Source organism: Phaeobacter sp. JH20_08 (assembly GCF_048056635.1).
Lineage (GTDB): Bacteria > Pseudomonadota > Alphaproteobacteria > Rhodobacterales > Rhodobacteraceae > Phaeobacter > Phaeobacter bryozoorum.
Window position 1 is genome coordinate 298,612 of sequence record NZ_JAYMVV010000018.1, and the last position, 19,388, is coordinate 317,999.

The following is a 19,388-nucleotide window of genomic DNA, read 5'->3' on the forward strand; positions in this document are numbered from 1 at the left end:
AGCAAATTTGAACCGTCAACAGACGCTAGCCACGGCGCCGGCGGCGACGGCGTCCGCCGTCGTCACCACTGTCACCGCCGCCACTGTTGAAGTTGACATCCGGCAGGGTGACGATGCTGTTGAGGATCGGGAATGGCTCCATGGAATTGGGGATTGCGGAGGCATTCACGAAATGCTCCTGAAAGCGTGGTTCCACAGCGGTTTCGACCTTCTCGATCTGCTGCACGGTGGCCTCGATCTCGGCGCGGGCAGCGGTGTTGAGGAGCGCGATCCGTGCGCCGGTGCCTGCCGCATTGCCGGCCGAGGTAACCTTGTCGAGCGGGCAATCCGGGATCATGCCCAGAACCATCGCATGTTTCGCCGAGATATGCGCGCCAAAGGCACCGGCAAGGACAACCCGGTCCACCTTGTCTATCCCGAATTTGTCCATCAGCAATCGCGCGCCAGAGTAGAGCGCGGCCTTTGCCATCTGGATGGCGCGGATATCCGGGTTGGTCACGGTGATGGTCGGGCCGCCGTCGGCCGAGCCATCCCACAGGAGATAGGCATTGGTGCGCCCGTCCTGAATGCAGCGCGTGCTGCCGGTCTGTTCGGCAGATCCGATCAGACCGGAGGCATCCAGAATGCCCGCAAGTCGCATCTCGGCAATGGCCTCGATGATGCCGGAGCCACAGATGCCGGTGATCCCGGTCGTGGCGACAGCCGTGGCGAAACCGTCCTCATTGGACCAGAGCTCAGAGCCGATGATGCGAAACCGCGGCTCCTTGGTGACGGGATCAATCTCGACCCGCTCAATGGCGCCGGGCGCGGCGCGCTGGCCGCTGGAGATCTGCGCGCCCTCGAATGCGGGCCCGGTGGGGGAGGAGCAGGCCAGAACCTTTTCCTTGTTGCCCAGCAGGATCTCGGCGTTGGTGCCCACATCGACCACCAGCACCAGATCCTCGGATTTGTCAGGGGCTTCCGACAGCGCCACCGCGGCGGCATCGGCGCCGACATGGCCAGCGATGCACGGCAGCAGGTAGACACGGGCAGCGGGGTGGATGTTCAGCTCCAGCTCGCTTGCGCGCAGGGCCAGCGAATTGGAGGTCGCCAGGGCAAAGGGCGCTTGGCCCAGCTCGAACGGATCAATGCCAAGGAACAGGTGGTGCATCACCGGGTTACAGACAAAGACCGCATCGACGATCAGCGCCTTGTCAATGCCCGCTTCAGTCGCGATCTGCGTGAACAGCGCATTCATGCCCTCGCGCACGGCGCGGGTCATTTCCTGATCGCCGCCTTTGTTCATCATCGAATAGGAGACCCGGCTCATCAGGTCTTCGCCAAAGCGGATCTGCGGGTTCATGATGCCGGAGGAGGCCACGACCTCGCCGGTCTGCAAATCACACAGATGCGCGGCGATGGTGGTGGAACCGAGGTCAACAGCAAGGCCATAGATCGAGCCTTCGTAGAAGCCGGGCCAGATGTGCATGATCTTGGGCGGGTGGTTCGCATCGCCCAGATGCACGGCCACGGTGACTTTCCAGCCGCCCTTGCGCAGGGCAGGCTGCAACACGCTCAGGATATGCAGGTCGGTTTTGACACCTTTCAGGTTCCACTGGCTGTCCAGCGCCTCGATCAGCCGCTCCATATCGCCGGTGGGCTTGTGCATGTCGGGTTCTTCCACCTCGACATAATAGAGCCGGGTGGAGGGGTTCATGGTGATTTCGCGGGCCTCTGCGCGTTTGCGCACGACCTGGCGGTGGACCTGGCTTTCAGGTGGCACGTCGATCACCACATCGCCCTGCACCTGTGCCTGACAGCCCAGTCGCCGCCCGTCGATCAGCCCGCGTTTGTCCTTGTAGCGCTGTTCGACCTTGTTCCACTCGGTCAGCGCATCATCGGCGACGGTGACTCCATGTTTGGAGAACTCACCATAAGAGGGCGTGATCTGGCATTTCGAGCAGATGCCCCGGCCACCACAGACCGAATCCAGATCGACGCCGAGCTGTCTGGCCGCGGTGAGAACCGGGGTGCCAACCGGAAACCGGCCCCGTTTGCCCGAGGGGGTGAAGACCACCAGCGGATGGGACGCGGGATCAGTTGCGGTCTCGGTCGGGATCTCGGTGACGGGATCGTTTGCCATGCCTGTACCTATCTTGCTTGCGCGGTTTGGGCGGAGCATATGGCGTTTTTTGCGCGAGGGAAGGCGGAGCGCGTCATTTTGCGGTCTCCGGGCGTCATTTCTGAGCGCATTTGCTCAAAACTGGCGCCCCTTTGGCGGCGTCACGGCGATCTAAGGGGTCCGTGCCGGAGACTCGCCCGTAGTCGCAGCCAGCCAGCGCAGGATGTCGGCCCGGTCTTCGTCCAGTTTCGGAGCGGGCCTGCGGGTCGTTGCATCGGGCAGCTCGGAGAGTTTGACCGGATTGCCTGCGGCCTTGAACCTCGGTGTGCCGTCTTTGTCGCAGACATCCACCAGCATATTGCGCGCCAGGATCTGCGGGTCCTGCATTACCTCGGCCACCGATTGGATCGGGCCGGTGGGCACACCTGCGCGCTGAAGCAGGTCGATCCAGTGGCTCGCCGGCTGATCCAGCGTGACCGCCTCGATCAACCGTTTGAGGAGACGGGCATTTTCACAGCGCGACTGATTGTCGGCAAAGCGCGGATCATTGGCCAGCGGCAGTTCCAGCGCGGTGCAGAGGGTGGCAAAGAGCGCGTCATTCCCGGCAGCAATCACGAACAAACCGTCGCTGGCGTGAAAGGTTTCAAACGGGGTGATCGACGGATGGCGGGCGCCCGAAGGACGCGGCGGCTGACCCGTTACGGAGGTGATTGCCACTGCATGTTCCAGCAGCGCAAGCTGGCTGTCGAGCATCGAGATATCCACTTTCTGCCCCGGCGCGCCGCCGCGCACCGCATAAAGCGCGGCCAGAACCCCCTGACAGAGAAACATGCCAGCCGCGATATCCCCGATGGAGGCGCCGACGCGAACCGGTTCGCGGTCGCGCTCGCCGGTGATCGACATCACCCCCCCGCGCGCCTGCACCACCATGTCATAGGCCGGGCGCAGCCGGTCCGGCCCGCTATGACCAAAGCCCGAGACGGCGCCATAAACCAGCTTGGGAAACCGGGTGTGCAACGCCTCCCAGCCGTAGCCCAGCCGCTCCATCACGCCGGGGCGAAAGTTCTCGAGGATCACATCGGCCTCGTTCAGCAGCTGATCGAAGATACCGCGATCTTCCTCGGCGCGCAGGTCCAGCGCGATGCTTTCCTTGCCATGGTTGATGGTGGCAAAATAGGCGCTTTCGCCGTCCTTGAAGGGCGGGAATGCACGGGTATCATCACCCAGGCCCGGTCGCTCCACCTTGATGACCCTTGCGCCGAGATCCTTGAGCGTCATCGAGGCATAGGGACCTGCCAGAACATGGGTGAGGTCAAGAACAACAATGCCGGATAGCGGGTAAATCATCGGGGTCTCCTGTTTGCTCTGTCCGCGCGCCCTTGGTGGCGGATTGGCGGCGGGCCTGCCTTGATACAGATCAGCCGGGCGACGGGTGTGCGGAGGCGCGGCCGGGGCGTAGAGTCACGCCAAGGGCCGTTCGTCACCGGCAAGAGAAACCCGCGCAATTCTTCCGATTTTCCGGTTCGGCCTCTTTTCCCCCTTCGGCTTCTGTGCCATAGGGTCATCGCCAAACGGGGTTTTGCATGGGGATGACAAATGCAGATTCGTGAGGCTCTCACATTCGACGATGTTCTTCTGGTACCGGCTGCGTCCAGCGTTCTGCCGAGCACTGCGGATACCCGCACGCGGGTGACCGGTGGCATCTCCCTTAACATACCGCTGCTCAGCTCTGCCATGGATACGGTGACAGAGTCGCGTATGGCCATCGCCATGGCGCAGGCCGGCGGCATGGGTGTCATTCACAAGAATCTCGACCTCGAAGAGCAGGCCCGCCAGGTGCGCCGCGTGAAACGCTTCGAGAGCGGCATCGTCTACAACCCGATCACCCTGACCGCCGATCAGACCCTGGCGGATGCCAAGGCTCTGCAGGAGCGCTACCGCGTCACCGGTTTCCCGGTTGTGGACAATGACGGCCGTGTGGTTGGCATCGTGACCAACCGCGATATGCGCTTTGCCACTGACGACAATACGCCGGTTTCGGTAATGATGACTTCTGACAATCTCGCGCTGCTGCATGAGCCGGCCGAGCTGGAAGAGGCCAAGTCGATGATGAAGGCGCGTCGCATCGAAAAGTTGCTGGTCACCGATAAGGCTGGCAAGCTTACAGGTCTGCTGACACTCAAGGATACTGAACAGGCGGTTTTGAACCCCACCGCCTGCAAGGATGATCTGGGGCGCCTGCGTGTGGCGGCGGCCAGCTCGGTCGGCGACAGCGGCTTTGCCCGTTCCGAGGCGCTGATTGATGCAGGTGTTGATATCGTCGTTGTGGATACGGCCCATGGCCATTCGGCAGGCGTCATCGACGCGGTGAAGCGGATCAAGGAGCTGTCCTCCAAGGTGCAGGTCGTGGCAGGCAACGTCGCCACAGCCGCCGCAACCAAGGCGCTGATTGATGCTGGTGCGGATGCCGTGAAGGTCGGCATTGGTCCCGGCTCCATCTGCACCACACGTATGGTGGCGGGTGTCGGGGTGCCGCAGCTGACCGCGATCATGGATTGCGCAGGCGCTGCCGGTGATATTCCGATCATTGCCGACGGTGGCATCAAATTCTCCGGCGATTTTGCCAAGGCGATCGCGGCAGGGGCGTCCTGCGCGATGGTCGGTTCGATGATTGCGGGCACGGATGAGTCCCCCGGTGAGGTGATCCTGTATCAGGGGCGCTCGTTCAAATCCTATCGCGGGATGGGTTCGCTTGGCGCAATGGCGCGGGGGTCTGCGGATCGCTACTTCCAGAAGGATGCGGCCAGCGACAAGCTGGTGCCGGAGGGCATCGAAGGGCAGGTGGCCTATAAAGGCTCGGCCGGGGCGGTGATCCATCAGCTGGTTGGCGGGTTGCGGGCCGCCATGGGCTACACCGGCTGTGCCACGGTCGACGAGATGCGCAAGAACTGCGAATTTGTTCGCATCACCGGCGCTGGTCTGAAGGAAAGCCACGTTCATGACGTGCAGATCACCCGCGAAAGCCCGAACTACCGTATAGGCTGAGCCAGCCAGGGAGATCCCCCGATGACCATCGTCGCCATGACCAACCGCCATCACCCAGAGGCCGGGGTATGACCCCGGCTGCCCGCCGTCAGGCCGCGATTGAGATCCTTGATCAGATCCTGACGGGACAGCCTGCCGAGAAAGAACTGACGGCCTGGGCGCGGCGGAGCCGGTTTGCGGGGTCCAAGGACCGGGCAGCGGTGCGGGATCATGTTTTTGACGCGCTGCGCAGCCTGCGGTCCTATGCAGCCCTTGGTGGTGGCGGTGGTGCTGCACTCGTCTCTGACGGCAATACGACCGGTCGACAGCTGATGCTGGGGGCTCTGCGCGCAGAAGAGGTTGATCCGGCCGATATCTTCACCGGCGTGGGCCACGCACCGGCGCCGCTGGACGCTGCCGAACAGGCGCTGTTGCAGACCGCGCCGCAGATGGGGCAGGCCGAAGAACTGAACATGCCCGACTGGCTCTGGCCTGCATTTGAAGCCAGCCTTGGCAGCGCCGCCGAGACTGCGGCACGCGCATTGCAGGAGCGGGCCCCGGTGCATCTGCGCGTCAACCGCAGCCATCCTGATCAGGCCACAGCGATTGCGCGGCTGGCGGAAGAGGGCATCCTTGCTGAGCCACATCCGGCGGCGGCCACGGCCCTCTGTGTGACCGAAGGCGCTCGCAAGCTGCGCAACAGCGATGCCTACACAAACGGATTGGTCGAGTTACAGGACGCTGCCAGCCAGGCGGTGATCGAAGCACTGCCGCTGGCGGATGGCCTGCGCGTCCTTGATTTCTGCGCAGGCGGCGGCGGCAAGAGCCTGGCCATGGCGGCCCGGGCCAGTCTGGACGTCTTTGCCCATGATATCGCGCCTCAGCGGATGAAGGATCTCCCGACCCGTGCTGCGCGTGCCGGAGCCGCCATCACGTTGCTCGCGCCCGGTGACGTGGAAGCCCGCGCGCCCTTTGATCTGGTGCTCTGCGACGCGCCCTGTTCCGGCTCCGGCTCATGGCGGCGTGCGCCCGAGGGCAAGTGGCGGCTCACGCAGGAGAAACTGGATGAGCTCTGCGGGATCCAGGCGCAGATCCTCAGCGATGCCAGCCAGTTGGTTGGCGCTGGCGGTGTGCTGGCCTATGCAACCTGCTCGATGCTGGATGTGGAAAACCGCGCGCAGGTGGATCGGTTTCTGGCCGAGAATCCGGGCTGGCAGTTGCAACAGGATCACGGCTGGCAGGTCCACAATGGAACCGACGGTTTCTATGTTGCCGTGATGGTCCGTTTGGGCGACGATTGACCACGCTATATGCAAGCCATACGCTGCATTCTTAACGCAGTTTTAACTTAATTCGTCTCGATATAAGCAGATCAATTCATCGAGGGAGCCGCAATGAACGGTCGCCAAGCTTCACCCGTTCCCCAATTGCGCGTCTACACGCCAGAACACGCTCGTCTGGCGGCGGTCTTGCTGTTGTCGGCCATGGTCATCACGGCGCCCTGGCTGCTACAGACCCCGGACTGGATCACCCGCGGGCTGGTCACGGTTGGCCTGACGCTGATTGCGGTGGCCCTGATGATGCTGATACAGGCCCGCACACGTCTGCGCGCGCGGGCGGTGGCGACAGCGCTTCTTACCGGCTTTATCGACAAGGATGCGACCGCAACCTTCGTTTGCGACGATGACGGCATGATCCATGCTTCGAACGGGGCCGCGCGCAAGCGTTTTGCCGATGTTGATACCGAAACGCTGGCAGGGACGCTGCGGTCCATCCTGGCCAATCCTTCGGCCGTGCTTTTTCGGATGCAGAGCCGCGCGCGTGTCGATGGCGCGGCGCGCGAGGATATCGTGACACGACGCGGCCATGTGCGGCTGGCGGTCCATCAGATGCAGGGCGGCAGCTTCCTGTGGCGGGTCGAAGAAATCACCGATCGTCCGACAACCAGCCGTGGCGCCGATGCGGTGCCGATCCCAATGCTGACCATTGGCCGGACCGGCGCCGTCCTGTTCATGAATGAAGCCGCGCGCAGCCTGATCGGGGAACGGGTCAAATCCACTGATCGTCTCTTCCCCTCGCTGCCGGTGCTGTCCGGGCAGATCAACACGATGAGCACCAAAAGCGGGCTGATCGAGGTTCTGGTCTGCGAGAAGAACCGCAGCCAGGGGCGGAGCGAACTGTATTTTCTGCAGCTGGATGCCAGCGAAGCCTCGGTCGGTCAGGCCTCGCTCGAGAGCTTGCCGGTGCCCTTCGTCAAGGTGGACCCCAAGGGAACATTGCTTTCGGCGAATAAGATGGGGATGCACCTGCTTGGTATCAGCTCCTGCGGCAACCTGAATATCGGCCAGCTGATGGATGGACTTGGCCGTCCGATGTCGGACTGGCTGCGCGATACCGCCGAGGGTCAGGCCTCGCATAAATCCGAATTCCTGCGTCTCACCCGCCGTGACAAGGAAGTCTTTGTTCAGGTGACACTCACCCGTGTGATCGAAGAGGGTGAGACCGTTCTGATTGCGGTCTTGAACGATGCCACCGAGCTGAAGACGCTTGAGGCGCAGTTCGTTCAAAGCCAGAAGATGCAGGCGATTGGTCAGTTGGCCGGCGGTGTGGCGCATGATTTCAACAACCTGCTGACAGCCATCTCCGGGCATTGCGACCTGCTGCTGCTGCGGCACGATCAGGGCGACCAGGATTTCGGCGACCTGATCCAGATCCACGAGAATGCCAACCGCGCGGCCGCTCTGGTCAGCCAGCTCCTGGCCTTCTCACGCAAGCAGACGCTGCAGCCCGAAGTGCTGGATGTTCGCGATACCCTGTCGGATCTGACCCATCTTCTGAATCGCTTGGTTGGTGAGAAGGTGACATTGACGCTCAGCCATGATCCGGTGATGCGGTCGATCCGCGCCGACAAACGGCAGCTGGAGCAGGTGCTGATGAACCTGGTGGTGAACGCACGTGATGCGATGCCACAGGGCGGCGAGATCCGTATCGAGACCGAAGCGGTGGTTCTGGATGAACCGCTGGAGCGCAACCGTGCGGTGGTCCCCGCCGGTGACTGGGTCACAGTCAAAGTCTCCGACGAGGGGGTCGGTATCGCGCCGGATAAGCTGCAGAAGGTGTTCGAGCCGTTTTATACCACCAAACGGACAGGCGAGGGGACCGGTCTGGGTCTCTCAACCGCCTATGGGATTATCAAACAGACGGGCGGCTACATCTTTGTCGACTCGATCAAGGATCAGGGGACCCAGTTCACGCTGTTCTTCCCTGTCAACACGCAGCCCGAACCAGAAGCCACAGTCACCGTGAACCCAGCTGCCAAACCGGTTGCGGCACAGCACGGCGAGGGGGTTGTTCTGCTGGTCGAAGACGAAGCGCCGGTGCGGGCCTTTGCCTCGCGGGCTCTGCGGATGCGCGGCTATACGGTTCTCGAAGCCGAATCCGCTGAGGACGCGCTGCGCACGCTCGAAGATCCGGGTCTGACCGTTGATGTCTTTGTCACCGATGTGGTGATGCCGGGAATGGATGGGCCGAGTTGGGTGCGTGAGGCGCTGAAGACACGGCCCGACACCCGCGTCGTCTTTGTCTCGGGCTACGCCGAGGGGGCCTTTGGCGAGGCAGAGCCATCGGTGCCGAACTCGGTGTTCCTGCCCAAACCCTTCTCGCTGAACCAGCTGACCGAAACCGTCCATGAGCAGCTACACTAGGCAGTCCCCCCGGAGCGGCCTGGGGTGGCGTCTGCCGCCCCTTTTGGCCGGTCGCCCGCGTGTCTTAGGTCAGGCTGTCATAAAGGTCGAACTCCGCCGCGCGTTTACGCCGGACAATCTCCAGCGCTGCCTCGCTTGGGCGTAACTGCGCTTTCGGGCTGACATTCAGTCTGGGCAGGTCGATGCGGGTCTGTAGCCGCTCCTGTAGAAATGACTGCAGAGTCTCTGGGGCCTCGTAGCGAAACAGATGAGTGACCGCGCAGCCATTGGGTTGCGGCTCGAGGAATTTCGCCTGGCTGCCGACGTCGGCATGGGCTGGCGGCTTGCCCTTGCAGGCATCTCGCAGAAAATCGTCAAAACTGATGGTTTGGGTGCTGTTGGGATGATCGCGCAGATCGTCGCGCTGACGAAACCGGTACCAGCTGCCCAGCCAGCTGACAGGTTCACGCATGACGGCAATCAGCTCCATCTCCGCGTCACAGACCTTTGCCAGCATCGGGCGAATCCAGCGATTGTAGCGATAGACCGGCGCATGTTTCAGCTGCGGCGGATTGGCAAACACCATGTCGGCACGGCTGGCCAGAGCGGCGTGATAGGCGGTTGTCCCGGTTTTGGGCACGCTCAGCAGAGCCAGCCGTTCCTTGAAAAAGATGAGCATAGCGTGAAATTTCCGCAGCAAATGATCGGTGTCTCCCTTGGATAACACTCTCTTAACCCTCTTGGCCACCAGATCGGTATGGGAGTGATCATGTAAGATTTCCGTTGCAATGTTCTCTTTTTGATCTCATATAGAACAAGAGGCGAACAAAGCAGTGATTGCCGCCCGGTCGCGGGTGTGACACATAGAAAGGGACAAGGGACTATGGCGGATCTTTTGACCATGAAAGACAATAAGAAGAGCGGCGACAAACAAAAGGCGCTGGACAGCGCTCTGGCGCAGATTGAGCGGCAGTTTGGCAAGGGCTCGATCATGAAGCTGGGCGATGGTAATCCCCTGGCCGAGATTGAGGCCTCTTCAACGGGATCGTTGGGGCTGGACATTGCGCTTGGCATTGGCGGTCTGCCGATGGGCCGCATTATCGAGATTTACGGTCCCGAAAGCTCGGGCAAGACAACGCTGACTCTGCACTGCATTGCAGAGCAGCAGAAGAACGGTGGCGTCTGCGCCTTTGTGGATGCGGAACATGCGCTGGACCCGCAATATGCGGCGAAACTGGGTGTTGACCTTGATGAGCTGCTGATCTCGCAGCCCGACACCGGCGAACAGGCCCTGGAAATCACGGACACTCTGGTGCGGTCCGGCGCGGTGAACATGGTGATCGTGGACTCCGTGGCAGCCCTCACTCCGAAATCGGAGCTGGAAGGCGACATGGGCGACAGCAATGTGGGCGTCCAGGCTCGCCTGATGAGCCAGGCGATGCGCAAGCTGACCGGCTCCATCAGCCGCTCCAAATGTATGGTGATCTTCATCAACCAGATCCGCATGAAGATCGGTGTGATGTTCGGCTCGCCGGAAACAACAACCGGTGGTAACGCACTGAAATTCTACTCCTCGGTGCGTCTGGACATCCGCCGCATCGGCGCGATCAAGGACCGTGACGAGGTGGTCGGCAACGCAACCCGCGTCAAGGTCGTGAAGAACAAGGTGGCGCCTCCGTTCAAACAGGTTGAATTCGACATCATGTATGGCGAAGGCATCTCCAAGATGGGCGAACTGCTGGATCTGGGCGTAGCGGCTGGTGTTGTCGCGAAATCCGGGGCCTGGTTCTCCTATGGTGATGAACGGATCGGGCAGGGGCGTGAAAACGCCAAGACATACCTGCGGGAGAACCCCCATATCGCCTATGATATCGAGGATAAGATCCGCGCGGCGCACGGGCTGGAGTTCCACCGTCCTGACGGCGCCGATGACGATATTCTGGAAGCCTGACACAAGGCTGATGACGCCTCTTGCCGGGTGATGCAAAGGGCAGCGGTTGCTCGATAAACACCGGCGCAGGCTGAAAAATCTGATCAAATCAGGGCGTGGATCACTCCGCGCCCTTTTTCATGCGGGTTTCACGGCGCCTTTCCGCACCGCAGCGCTGGACAGGCTCACTGGGGCCGGATACATCTTCCCGAACCGCTGAGACAGCCAGCCGAGAGATCCCGATTATGCCGACGCTCAATGATATTCGCTCCACCTTCCTGAACTACTTTGCCAAACAGGGGCATGAGGTGGTTGACTCCAGCCCTCTGGTGCCGCGCAACGACCCGACTCTGATGTTCACCAACTCGGGCATGGTGCAGTTCAAGAACTGCTTTACCGGCGTGGAAACCCGCGACTACAAGCGCGCGACCACAGCGCAGAAATGCGTGCGCGCCGGCGGCAAGCACAACGACCTCGACAACGTCGGGTATACCGCGCGCCACCACACGTTTTTCGAGATGCTCGGCAACTTCTCCTTTGGCGACTATTTCAAGCATGAAGCGATCCCCTTTGCCTGGGAGCTGATCACCAAGGAATTCGATATTCCGAAGGACCGGCTCTACACCACCGTCTATCACACCGATGACGAAGCCTTTGAGATCTGGAAAAAGATGGGTGTGCCGGAGGAGCGGATCATCCGCATCGCGACCTCTGACAACTTCTGGCAGATGGGCGACACCGGTCCCTGCGGTCCCTGCACCGAGATCTTCTACGACCACGGCGACCACATCTGGGGCGGCCCTCCGGGCTCGCCGGAGGAAGACGGCGATCGTTTCATCGAGATCTGGAACCTCGTGTTCATGCAGAACGAGAAATTCGCCGATGGCTCAATGGTCGATCTTGAGATGCAGTCCATCGACACCGGTATGGGTTTGGAGCGGATCGCGGCGTTGCTGCAGGGCACCCATGACAACTATGAAACGGATCTGTTCAAGTCGCTGATCGAGGCGTCCGCGAACGCGACGAATACCGACCCATTCGGGGATCACAACGTGCATCACCGGGTGATCGCGGACCACCTGCGCTCCTGCTCCTTCCTGATTGCCGAAGGCGTGCTGCCGTCGAACGAAGGTCGCGGTTACGTGCTGCGCAGGATCATGCGCCGGGCGATGCGTCACGCCTCGCTCCTGGGCGCTACCGATCCGGTGATGCACAAGCTGGTGCCGTCGCTGGTGCAGAAGATGGGTGCCGCCTATCCTGAGCTTGGCCAGGGCCAGGCGCTGATCGAAGAGACCTTCGAGCAGGAGGAAACCCGCTTCCTCAAAACGCTGGACCGTGGCCTGAAACTGCTGGACGAAGCCTCGGTCGATCTGGGCAAGGGCGACGTCCTACCGGGTGAGACTGCGTTCAAGCTCTATGACACTTATGGCTTCCCGCTCGACCTCACTCAGGACGCCCTGCGCGCCAAGGAGATCGAGGTCGATACCGATGGCTTCGATGCGGCGATGAAGGAGCAGAAGGAGAAATCCCGCGCGGGCGGTATTGGCCTTGGCGAAGCGGCGGATGTGAAGGTCTACTTCGACATCGTGGACGCTGCCGGTACAACTGACTTCCTCGGCTATGAAACCGAGAAAGCCGAGGGCCAGATCATGGCCATGGTCAAGGACGGTGCTCAGCTCCAAACTGCCGCTAAGGGCGACACGGTGCAGATCATCCTGAACCAGACGCCGTTCTACGGCGAAAGCGGCGGTCAGGTTGGCGACAGTGGCGTCCTGACCGTTGAGGGCGGTGCAGCCCGCATCACCGACACCAAGAAAGTTGAGGGGCTGTTCCTGCACATCGCCGAGGTGACCGAGGGTGACGTCGCCGTCGGGCAGGGTGCTGCGATGGAAGTGGATCACGACCGCCGCAGCAAGATCCGCGCCAACCACTCGGCCACCCACCTGCTGCACGAGGCGCTGCGCAACGCGCTTGGCGAGCATGTCGCGCAGAAGGGCTCGCTCAATGCTGCGGACCGGCTGCGCTTCGACTTCAGCCATAACAAGGCGATGAGCGCAGAGGAACTGACCAAAGTCGGCGCCGAGGTGAACGATTTCATTCGTCAGAACACGCCGGTATCGACCCGGATCATGACCCCGGATGATGCGCGCGCGCTGGGTGCACAGGCGCTGTTTGGCGAGAAATACGGCGAACAGGTCCGCGTTGTCTCCATGGGCCGCGCAGCGACGGGTAAGGGTCAGGACGGCGATACCTATTCGATTGAGCTGTGCGGCGGCACCCATGTGAAGCAGACCGGTGACATCGGCACCTTTGTCATTCTGGGCGATAGCGCCTCCTCAGCCGGCGTGCGCCGGATCGAGGCGCTGACCGGTGCGGCAGCGGTGCAGCATCTGGAGCGTGAAGCAGGCCGTATGGCCGAGGTTGCAGGCGTCCTGAAGGCCCAGCCGGCCGAAGTCATGGACCGCCTGAAAGCCTTGATGGATGAACGCAAGGCGTTGCAGAACGAGGTGTCCCAGCTGAAACAGCAGGTCGCCATGGGCGGCGGCGCGGCAGGCGGATCCGCAACCAAGGAAATCGGCGGTAAGACCTTCCTCGGGCAGGCGCTGGAAGGCGTCTCTGGCAAGGATCTTCGCGGGTTGATCGATGCCCACAAGCAAAAGATCGGCTCAGGCGTGATCCTGTTGATTGCCAATGATGACGGTAAGGTCGCGGTCGCCGCGGGTGTCACCGACGATCTGACCGGCGAGATCTCTGCCGTAGATGTGCTGAAAGCGGCGGTTCCGGCTGTTGGCGGGAAGGGCGGCGGTGGTCGTCCCGATATGGCGCAGGGCGGCGGCAAGGATTTCTCCGGCGCCGAAGAGGCGATCAAGGCGGCCGAGGCGCTGCTGGCAGGCTGACCAAGCGGTCAAAAAAACCTTGGTCTTTCCGGTAATCTGCCTAAGCTGCCGGGAAGATCATCACCAAAGGAGGCTCAGATGCCCGCACTCTGGATTGCGCATGTTACCGTCACCGATGCCGAGGCCTACGGCAAATACGCCGAGCTGGCGGGACCGGCCGTTGCCAAACACGGAGGGCAGTTTATTGCCCGTGGCGGTCGGTTTGTACAGCTGGAAGGCAAGGAACGCCCGCGCAATGTGGTAGCCCGCTTTCCCAGCGTCGATGCGGCGGTGGATTGCTACAACAGCCCAGAATACCAGGAGGCGCTGAGCCATGCGCGCGACGCCTCCGAGCGGGAGCTGATGGTGGTCGAAATCACCGAATGAGCGCGACATGGCTGCGCGTCGGATCCCCTAAGGGACGATGCCTCCAGGAACGATGAAAGAGCGGCTTCTGACCGCTCTTTTTTCATTTGCGCCAGCCCGGCCGGTCGATCAATACGGATCGCGTGGCGCGCGGTTGTCCGACAGTGACGGCTGGCGCTGCTGAACAAGCTGCTCAATCGCCTCGGCCAGATGGATCTCCTGAATATGGGCGTCTCCTGCGGCCACCCGGACACGATGGGCGGTGATCATCACATCGGCGTGGGAGCATCCCATTGGCGGTTCGAATTTATAGCAGGCAAGCTCGATCAGAAGCCCCATCGGGTCCTTGAAGTAGATCGAATCCATAAATCCCCGATCCTTTGGTCCTGAATGCCCGATGCCGCGTTCGTCCAGCCGCTCGACCGCCTGGGCAAATGTCGCCTTTGAGACGTTGAAAGCCAGATGATGGACGCATCCCGGCTCCGTCGGGGTGCGGCGACGGTCAGCTGTACGGCGCTTGTTGGTGAAGACGGTGATCAGGCGCCCATCGCCGGGATCAAAATAGAGATGCCCCTCGTCCGGGTCATCCAGATTGGGCTGGTCAAAGATGAAGGGCATCCCAAGGACACCTTCCCAGAAATCAATGGATGTCTGCCGGTCAGCGCCGGTCAAGGTGATGTGGTGGACGCCTTGAACCTGTAGCTTGCGCATGCTGTCTCTCCCTGGTTAAACGCCTGATTTTGCAAAGGGTAGCACGCAGGCGGCAGATAGCAAAAAGGCCGCCCATATTGCCGGGCGGCCTTTGTTTTTTCCAGCTGAGCGGTCAGGATCAGGCGTTGGCGCGGGCCATCCGCTTGCGCTCATGCGGATCCAGGTAGCGCTTGCGCAGACGCACGGAGTTCGGGGTTACCTCTACCAGCTCGTCATCGTCGATATAGGCAATCGCCTCTTCCAGCGAGAGCTTCATCGGCGTGGTCAGACGTACGGCATCATCGGTGCCGGAGGCGCGGACGTTGGTCAGCTTCTTGCCCTTCAGCGGGTTCACTTCCAGATCATTGTCGCGGCTGTGCTCGCCGATGATCATGCCGGTATAGACGTCTTCCTGTGCGCCGATCATCATCTTGCCGCGCTCTTCGAGGTTCCACAGGGCGTAGGCCACCGAGGTGCCATTCTCCATGGAGATCAGAACACCAGCGCGACGGCCGGGAATGGACCCTTTGTGCGGGGTCCAGCCGTGGAACACACGGTTCAGAACGCCGGTGCCGCGGGTGTCGGTCAGAAACTCGCCGTGATAGCCGATCAGGCCGCGGGAGGGGACATGCGCGATGATGCGGGTCTTGCCAGCGCCTGCGGGCTTCATCTCGACCAGTTCACCTTTGCGGTGGCCGGTGAGTTTCTCGATCACAACGCCGGAGTATTCATCGTCAACGTCGATTGTGGCCTCTTCGACGGGCTCCATGCGAACGCCGTCTTCTTCCTTGAACAGGACCTGAGGGCGCGAGATCGACAGCTCGAAGCCTTCGCGGCGCATGTTTTCGATCAGAACACCCATCTGAAGTTCGCCGCGACCGGCCACCTCAAACGCTTCACCACCGGGGGTGTCTGAGATCTGGATCGCGACGTTGGATTCTGCTTCCTTCATCAGGCGATCACGGATCACACGGGACTGAACCTTTTTGCCATCGCGACCGGCCAGCGGGCTGTCGTTGATGCCAAAGGTCACGGTGATGGTCGGCGGATCAATCGGCTGGGCGGGCAGCGCTTCGGTCACCGAGGTATCCACCAGCGAGTCGGCGACGGTGGCCTTGGTCATCCCCGCGATGGAGACGATATCGCCGGCCTCCGCCACGTCGATGGCCTGCTGACCGAGGCCACGGAACGCCAGCACTTTTGTGCAGCGGAAGTTCTCGATCAGCTCACCGTCACGGCTCAGCGCCTTGAGGCTGTCGCCAGCCTTCAGGGTGCCGGATTCAACGCGACCGGTCAGAATACGGCCCATGAAAGGATCCGCGCCTAGCGTGGTTGCCAGCATACGGAACGGCTCGCCTTTTTGCTCGATCTGCTTTGGGGCAGGGACGTGTTTGACGATCAGGTCAAACAGCGCAGAAAGATCCTTGCGCGGGCCGTCCAGCTCCATGTCGGCCCAACCGGCGCGACCGGAGGCATACATGGACGGGAAATCCAGCTGATCATCATCTGCACCAAGGTTGGCAAAGAGGTCGAAACACTGATCCAGCGCGCGGTCAGGCTCGCCGTCGGGCTTGTCGACCTTGTTCACAACCACGATCGGGCGCAGACCAAGGGCCAGCGCCTTGGAGGTCACGAATTTGGTCTGCGGCATCGGGCCTTCGGCGGCGTCAACCAGCAGCACCACCCCGTCGACCATCGACAGGATCCGCTCGACCTCGCCGCCGAAATCGGCGTGGCCGGGAGTGTCGACGATGTTGATCCGGGTGCCGTTCCACTCCACCGAAGTGGCCTTGGCCAGAATTGTGATGCCCCGCTCGCGTTCCAGATCGTTGCTGTCCATGGCGCGTTCCGCCACAGCCTGGTTTTCGCGGAAGGCGCCGGATTGTTTCAGAAGCTCATCAACCAGGGTGGTTTTCCCGTGGTCCACGTGAGCAATGATCGCAATGTTGCGCAGGTCCATGACGTCAGCCTTTGTAAGGAAGTTGACGCGCGCATAGCGTGATCGTTGGCCAAAGACCAGAGGAAATACATCTTTTTGCGCGCGCAGGGGCGATCCGGTGGGTCGTCCGGCGGTGTGCGGCCATTCGGTGACGCGCCGGTTGCGCCGTCAGTGGCCGGTTGTGCTGGAGAACAGATGGATCACCAGAATCCCGGCAAGGATCAACAACAGCCCCAGAACCGCTGGCAAATCAAGCCGTTGGCCAAAGACGACCCAGCCAATGATGGCGATGAGGAAAATCCCGAGGCCGGACCAGATCGCGTAGACAATCCCGACCGGCATGTGGCGCAGCGTCAGGGCCATCAGATAGAAGGCCAGCCCGTAGCCGACCACCACCAGCAGTGACGGGCCAAGCCGGGTGAACTGCTGACTGGCCTGTAGCGCAGTGGTGCCAATGGTCTCTGCCGCAACCGCCAGCACAAGATAGAGATAATGGAGTGGCATGATCAGGCCTCCGCTGAGGATGGGCTGCGCGCGGAACCAGCCCGCGCAGCGCCGGGGTCAGGCGCTGGTATTTTCGGCAAACCAGGGAGCGACAGCGGCGCGCACATGGTCCCAGACCGCCGGTGCCCCACGGGCGACCTTGTGGCCGACACGGGCCTCCAGCTGCTCCAGCGTGACATTATACGCGCGCCAGCTGCCGCCGCCTGACATCAGGTTCAGCAGCACAGGCTGTACCCGGTCAATCGCCTTGGCATAGATCGCTTCGGGGCTTTCGGCGGCTTCGAATTCCGTCCAGATACGGTGAAAGACCTCGCCCTGCGCGGCGGGCAACAGGCCGAAAATCCGTTCTGCGGCGGCTTGTTCATTGGCGGCAATCGCGGCCTGATCGGCCTCCGACAGGGTTGCGTGGATCGGCACATCGCCCGCGTCGATCTCCACGATGTCATGCAGCATCAGCATCTGCAGCACCCTGGCCATGTCGACGGGCGCGTGGCTGTGCTGGGCCAGCACCCAGGCATAGAGCATGATATGCCAGCTGTGCTCGGCCGAGTTTTCGCGGCGGCTGCCATCGGCAAGCGTCGTTGCGCGCAGGACCGTCTTCAGTCCGTCGACCTCATTTAGGAAGCTGAGAGGTGCGGTGAGCGCATCCTGTGGCTGCAAGCCTTCCAGGTGGGCGACGGCGTGGTGAAATACCTCGGGAAAGGCGTCCTGCAGGGCCGCAGCGCGTCCGCCAAAGAGATTGCCGCGCACCACCTCGATGTGTGCCGCAGGCACGTCTTCGTTGTAGAGCGTCTGGAAAATCGGCTGGCAGTGGTCAATCCGCTTTGCCCATTGGGCGTCAGGTGTCTGGCTGGCCTCGAACTCGCGCCAGAGCCCATGCAGAAAAGCTGATTGATCGGCTGGCAGGAGCGAGAACAGCCGGGTTGCGGCCACCGCTTCGGCGCTGGCAACCGCCTCCCAGTCGACATCCCCATCAATCGGGTGATCGCCTGCGTCGATCTCGACGAGATCATGCAGTAAAAGCATCTGTACGACCCGTTCAACCGAGACATCAGCAGGCGCAAACGGGGCCAGCACCAGCGCATAAACCGCCAGGTGCCAGCTGTGTTCGGCGGAGTTTTCGCAGCGTGAGCCATCCAGGATCAGGTTCTGACGCTCCACGCGGCGCAGCTTGTCCGCCTCCAGCAAGAAACGGAACTGGCTGGCAAGCCGCGTCGATTGGTCAGTCATTCTCTGGGGCCCTGGATGCGATCTTGGCCTTGGCGGCGCTGATCTTGCTGTTGAGAAAGGCACGCGCTTTGCGCTCGGCAAGGCGGACCCGCATTTCAGTGAGGAAGGCTTCCTCAAGCGACTGAGACGCTGCCCCCAGAACCTCGCTCACCTCCATGTAAAGGCGCTCTTCGCCAGTGGCGTCCTGAACCTTCAGCGTGTCGGCGGCCAGTTTCTGGGCCAGCGTCTCGATCGTGCTCATCAGCGGGAGCTTTCTGTCAGCCGCCGTTTCACATAGTCGGAGACATTGCTGATCATCGGATCCATATAAGGGTCCTGGAAGAAGTGATCGGCGCCTTCAACTTCGGTATGGGTTATGGTGATCCCCTTCTGCTCGTGCAGCTTGTTCACCAGGTTTACCGTATCGGCGGGCGGCGCCACGCGGTCTGCGGTGCCATTGATGATCAGACCCGAGGAGGGGCAGGGCGCCAGAAACGAGAAGTCATACATATTCGCTGGCGGTGCCACCGAGATGAAGCCGGTGATTTCCGGGCGGCGCATCAACAGCTGCATACCGATCCAGGCCCCAAAGGAAAAACCGGCGACCCAGCAATGTTTGGAGTTGTTGTTCATCGACTGGAGGTAATCCAGCGCCGATGCCGCGTCGGACAATTCGCCAACACCCTGATCATATTCGCCCTGCGACCGGCCAACGCCGCGGAAATTGAACCGCAGAACCGTAAAGCCCATGTTGTAGAACGCATAATGCAGATTGTAGACGACCTTGTTGTTCATCGTGCCGCCGAACTGCGGATGCGGATGCAGAACGATGGCAATCGGGGCGTCTTTTTCTTTTTGCGGGTGATAGCGGCCTTCCAGGCGGCCTTCGGGTCCGGGAAAAATGACCTCAGGCATGGGTGGGTGGATCCTACTCTTATTTTCGGGGATGCCGACTGGAATACTTGACGAATTCCGTAAGGCACCTTAGAACGGTTCTAATTGATGGCAGAGGTCAAGTTTCGCTGCCGTCTCGCTGAGATACGCATTGCAGCGTTCAAGGTCAATC

At 61.6% G+C, this 19,388-nt stretch carries 15 protein-coding genes; 6 read left to right on the forward strand and 9 right to left on the reverse strand.

Translation table 11 applies throughout. From position 1 onward, the window contains the following. Positions 1-25 precede the first annotated feature (25 nt). Positions 26-2,122: an ASKHA domain-containing protein gene (locus VWY75_RS16975; RefSeq protein ID WP_416538735.1), complete on the reverse strand. Its 2,097-nt coding sequence runs from the start codon at positions 2,120-2,122 to the stop codon at positions 26-28. A 150-nt stretch (positions 2,123-2,272) separates the two neighbouring features. Continuing rightward, entirely contained in the window at positions 2,273-3,448 is a 1,176-nt protein-coding gene (locus VWY75_RS16980) for a CaiB/BaiF CoA transferase family protein (protein WP_416538736.1), read from the reverse strand. A 249-nt stretch (positions 3,449-3,697) separates the two neighbouring features. Here VWY75_RS16980 and guaB point away from each other — a divergent pair, with 249 nt between their 5' ends. The 3 genes from guaB to VWY75_RS16995 all read left to right on the forward strand — a co-directional run bounded on the left by guaB (position 3,698) and on the right by VWY75_RS16995 (position 8,829). Beyond that, positions 3,698-5,146, forward strand: a complete 1,449-nt coding sequence (gene guaB, locus VWY75_RS16985; RefSeq protein ID WP_416538737.1) for an IMP dehydrogenase — start codon at positions 3,698-3,700, stop codon at positions 5,144-5,146. Positions 5,147-5,214: 68 nt separating this feature from the next. Further along, positions 5,215-6,426 (forward strand): RsmB/NOP family class I SAM-dependent RNA methyltransferase, encoded by a 1,212-nt coding sequence (locus VWY75_RS16990; protein WP_416538738.1) that lies wholly within the window; start codon positions 5,215-5,217, stop codon positions 6,424-6,426. A gap of 93 nt (positions 6,427-6,519) precedes the next feature. After that, complete coding sequence (locus VWY75_RS16995) at positions 6,520-8,829, forward strand: ATP-binding protein (RefSeq protein ID WP_340545533.1); 2,310 nt, start codon at positions 6,520-6,522, stop codon at positions 8,827-8,829. Between the two features lie 64 nt (positions 8,830-8,893). Here the strand turns inward: VWY75_RS16995 and VWY75_RS17000 are convergent, their stop codons facing one another. Beyond that, positions 8,894-9,487, reverse strand: coding sequence for a gamma-glutamyl kinase (locus VWY75_RS17000; RefSeq protein ID WP_340545534.1), 594 nt, complete (start codon positions 9,485-9,487; stop codon positions 8,894-8,896). A gap of 204 nt (positions 9,488-9,691) precedes the next feature. Between VWY75_RS17000 and recA the strand changes: the two genes are divergently transcribed. The 3 genes from recA (at position 9,692) to VWY75_RS17015 (ending at position 14,001) form a co-directional block, all read left to right on the forward strand. Further along, the gene (gene recA, locus VWY75_RS17005; protein ID WP_340545535.1) at positions 9,692-10,759 is read left to right on the forward strand and encodes a recombinase RecA; all 1,068 of its coding nucleotides are present in this window, start codon (positions 9,692-9,694) and stop codon (positions 10,757-10,759) included. A 224-nt stretch (positions 10,760-10,983) separates the two neighbouring features. After that, the gene (alaS, locus tag VWY75_RS17010) at positions 10,984-13,635 is read left to right on the forward strand and encodes an alanine--tRNA ligase (protein WP_416538739.1); all 2,652 of its coding nucleotides are present in this window, start codon (positions 10,984-10,986) and stop codon (positions 13,633-13,635) included. 78 nt (positions 13,636-13,713) lie between these two features. Beyond that, a complete protein-coding gene (locus tag VWY75_RS17015) occupies positions 13,714-14,001 on the forward strand; it encodes a DUF1330 domain-containing protein (RefSeq protein ID WP_340545537.1) in 288 nt (95 codons plus the stop codon). A gap of 108 nt (positions 14,002-14,109) precedes the next feature. On the opposite strand, the gene VWY75_RS17020 is transcribed toward VWY75_RS17015, so the two are convergent. The 6 genes from VWY75_RS17020 to VWY75_RS17045 all read right to left on the reverse strand — a co-directional run bounded on the left by VWY75_RS17020 (position 14,110) and on the right by VWY75_RS17045 (position 19,237). Next, positions 14,110-14,691 carry a VOC family protein gene (locus VWY75_RS17020; RefSeq protein ID WP_416535950.1) on the reverse strand — a complete coding sequence of 194 codons (582 nt, stop codon included), beginning with the start codon at positions 14,689-14,691 and terminating at the stop codon, positions 14,110-14,112. A gap of 118 nt (positions 14,692-14,809) precedes the next feature. Next, complete coding sequence (gene typA, locus VWY75_RS17025) at positions 14,810-16,630, reverse strand: translational GTPase TypA (RefSeq protein ID WP_340545539.1); 1,821 nt, start codon at positions 16,628-16,630, stop codon at positions 14,810-14,812. Positions 16,631-16,777: 147 nt separating this feature from the next. Continuing rightward, complete coding sequence (locus tag VWY75_RS17030) at positions 16,778-17,113, reverse strand: DMT family transporter (RefSeq protein ID WP_340545540.1); 336 nt, start codon at positions 17,111-17,113, stop codon at positions 16,778-16,780. A 57-nt stretch (positions 17,114-17,170) separates the two neighbouring features. Then, positions 17,171-18,343: an HD domain-containing protein gene (locus tag VWY75_RS17035; protein WP_416538740.1), complete on the reverse strand. Its 1,173-nt coding sequence runs from the start codon at positions 18,341-18,343 to the stop codon at positions 17,171-17,173. Next, entirely contained in the window at positions 18,336-18,584 is a 249-nt protein-coding gene (locus tag VWY75_RS17040) for a hypothetical protein (protein WP_416535948.1), read from the reverse strand. The genes VWY75_RS17035 and VWY75_RS17040 overlap by 8 nt, the downstream gene beginning before the upstream one ends. Further along, complete coding sequence (locus VWY75_RS17045) at positions 18,584-19,237, reverse strand: alpha/beta hydrolase (protein ID WP_340545543.1); 654 nt, start codon at positions 19,235-19,237, stop codon at positions 18,584-18,586. Before VWY75_RS17045 ends, VWY75_RS17040 begins: the two co-directional genes overlap by 1 nt. Between the last annotated feature and the right edge of the window lie 151 nt (positions 19,238-19,388).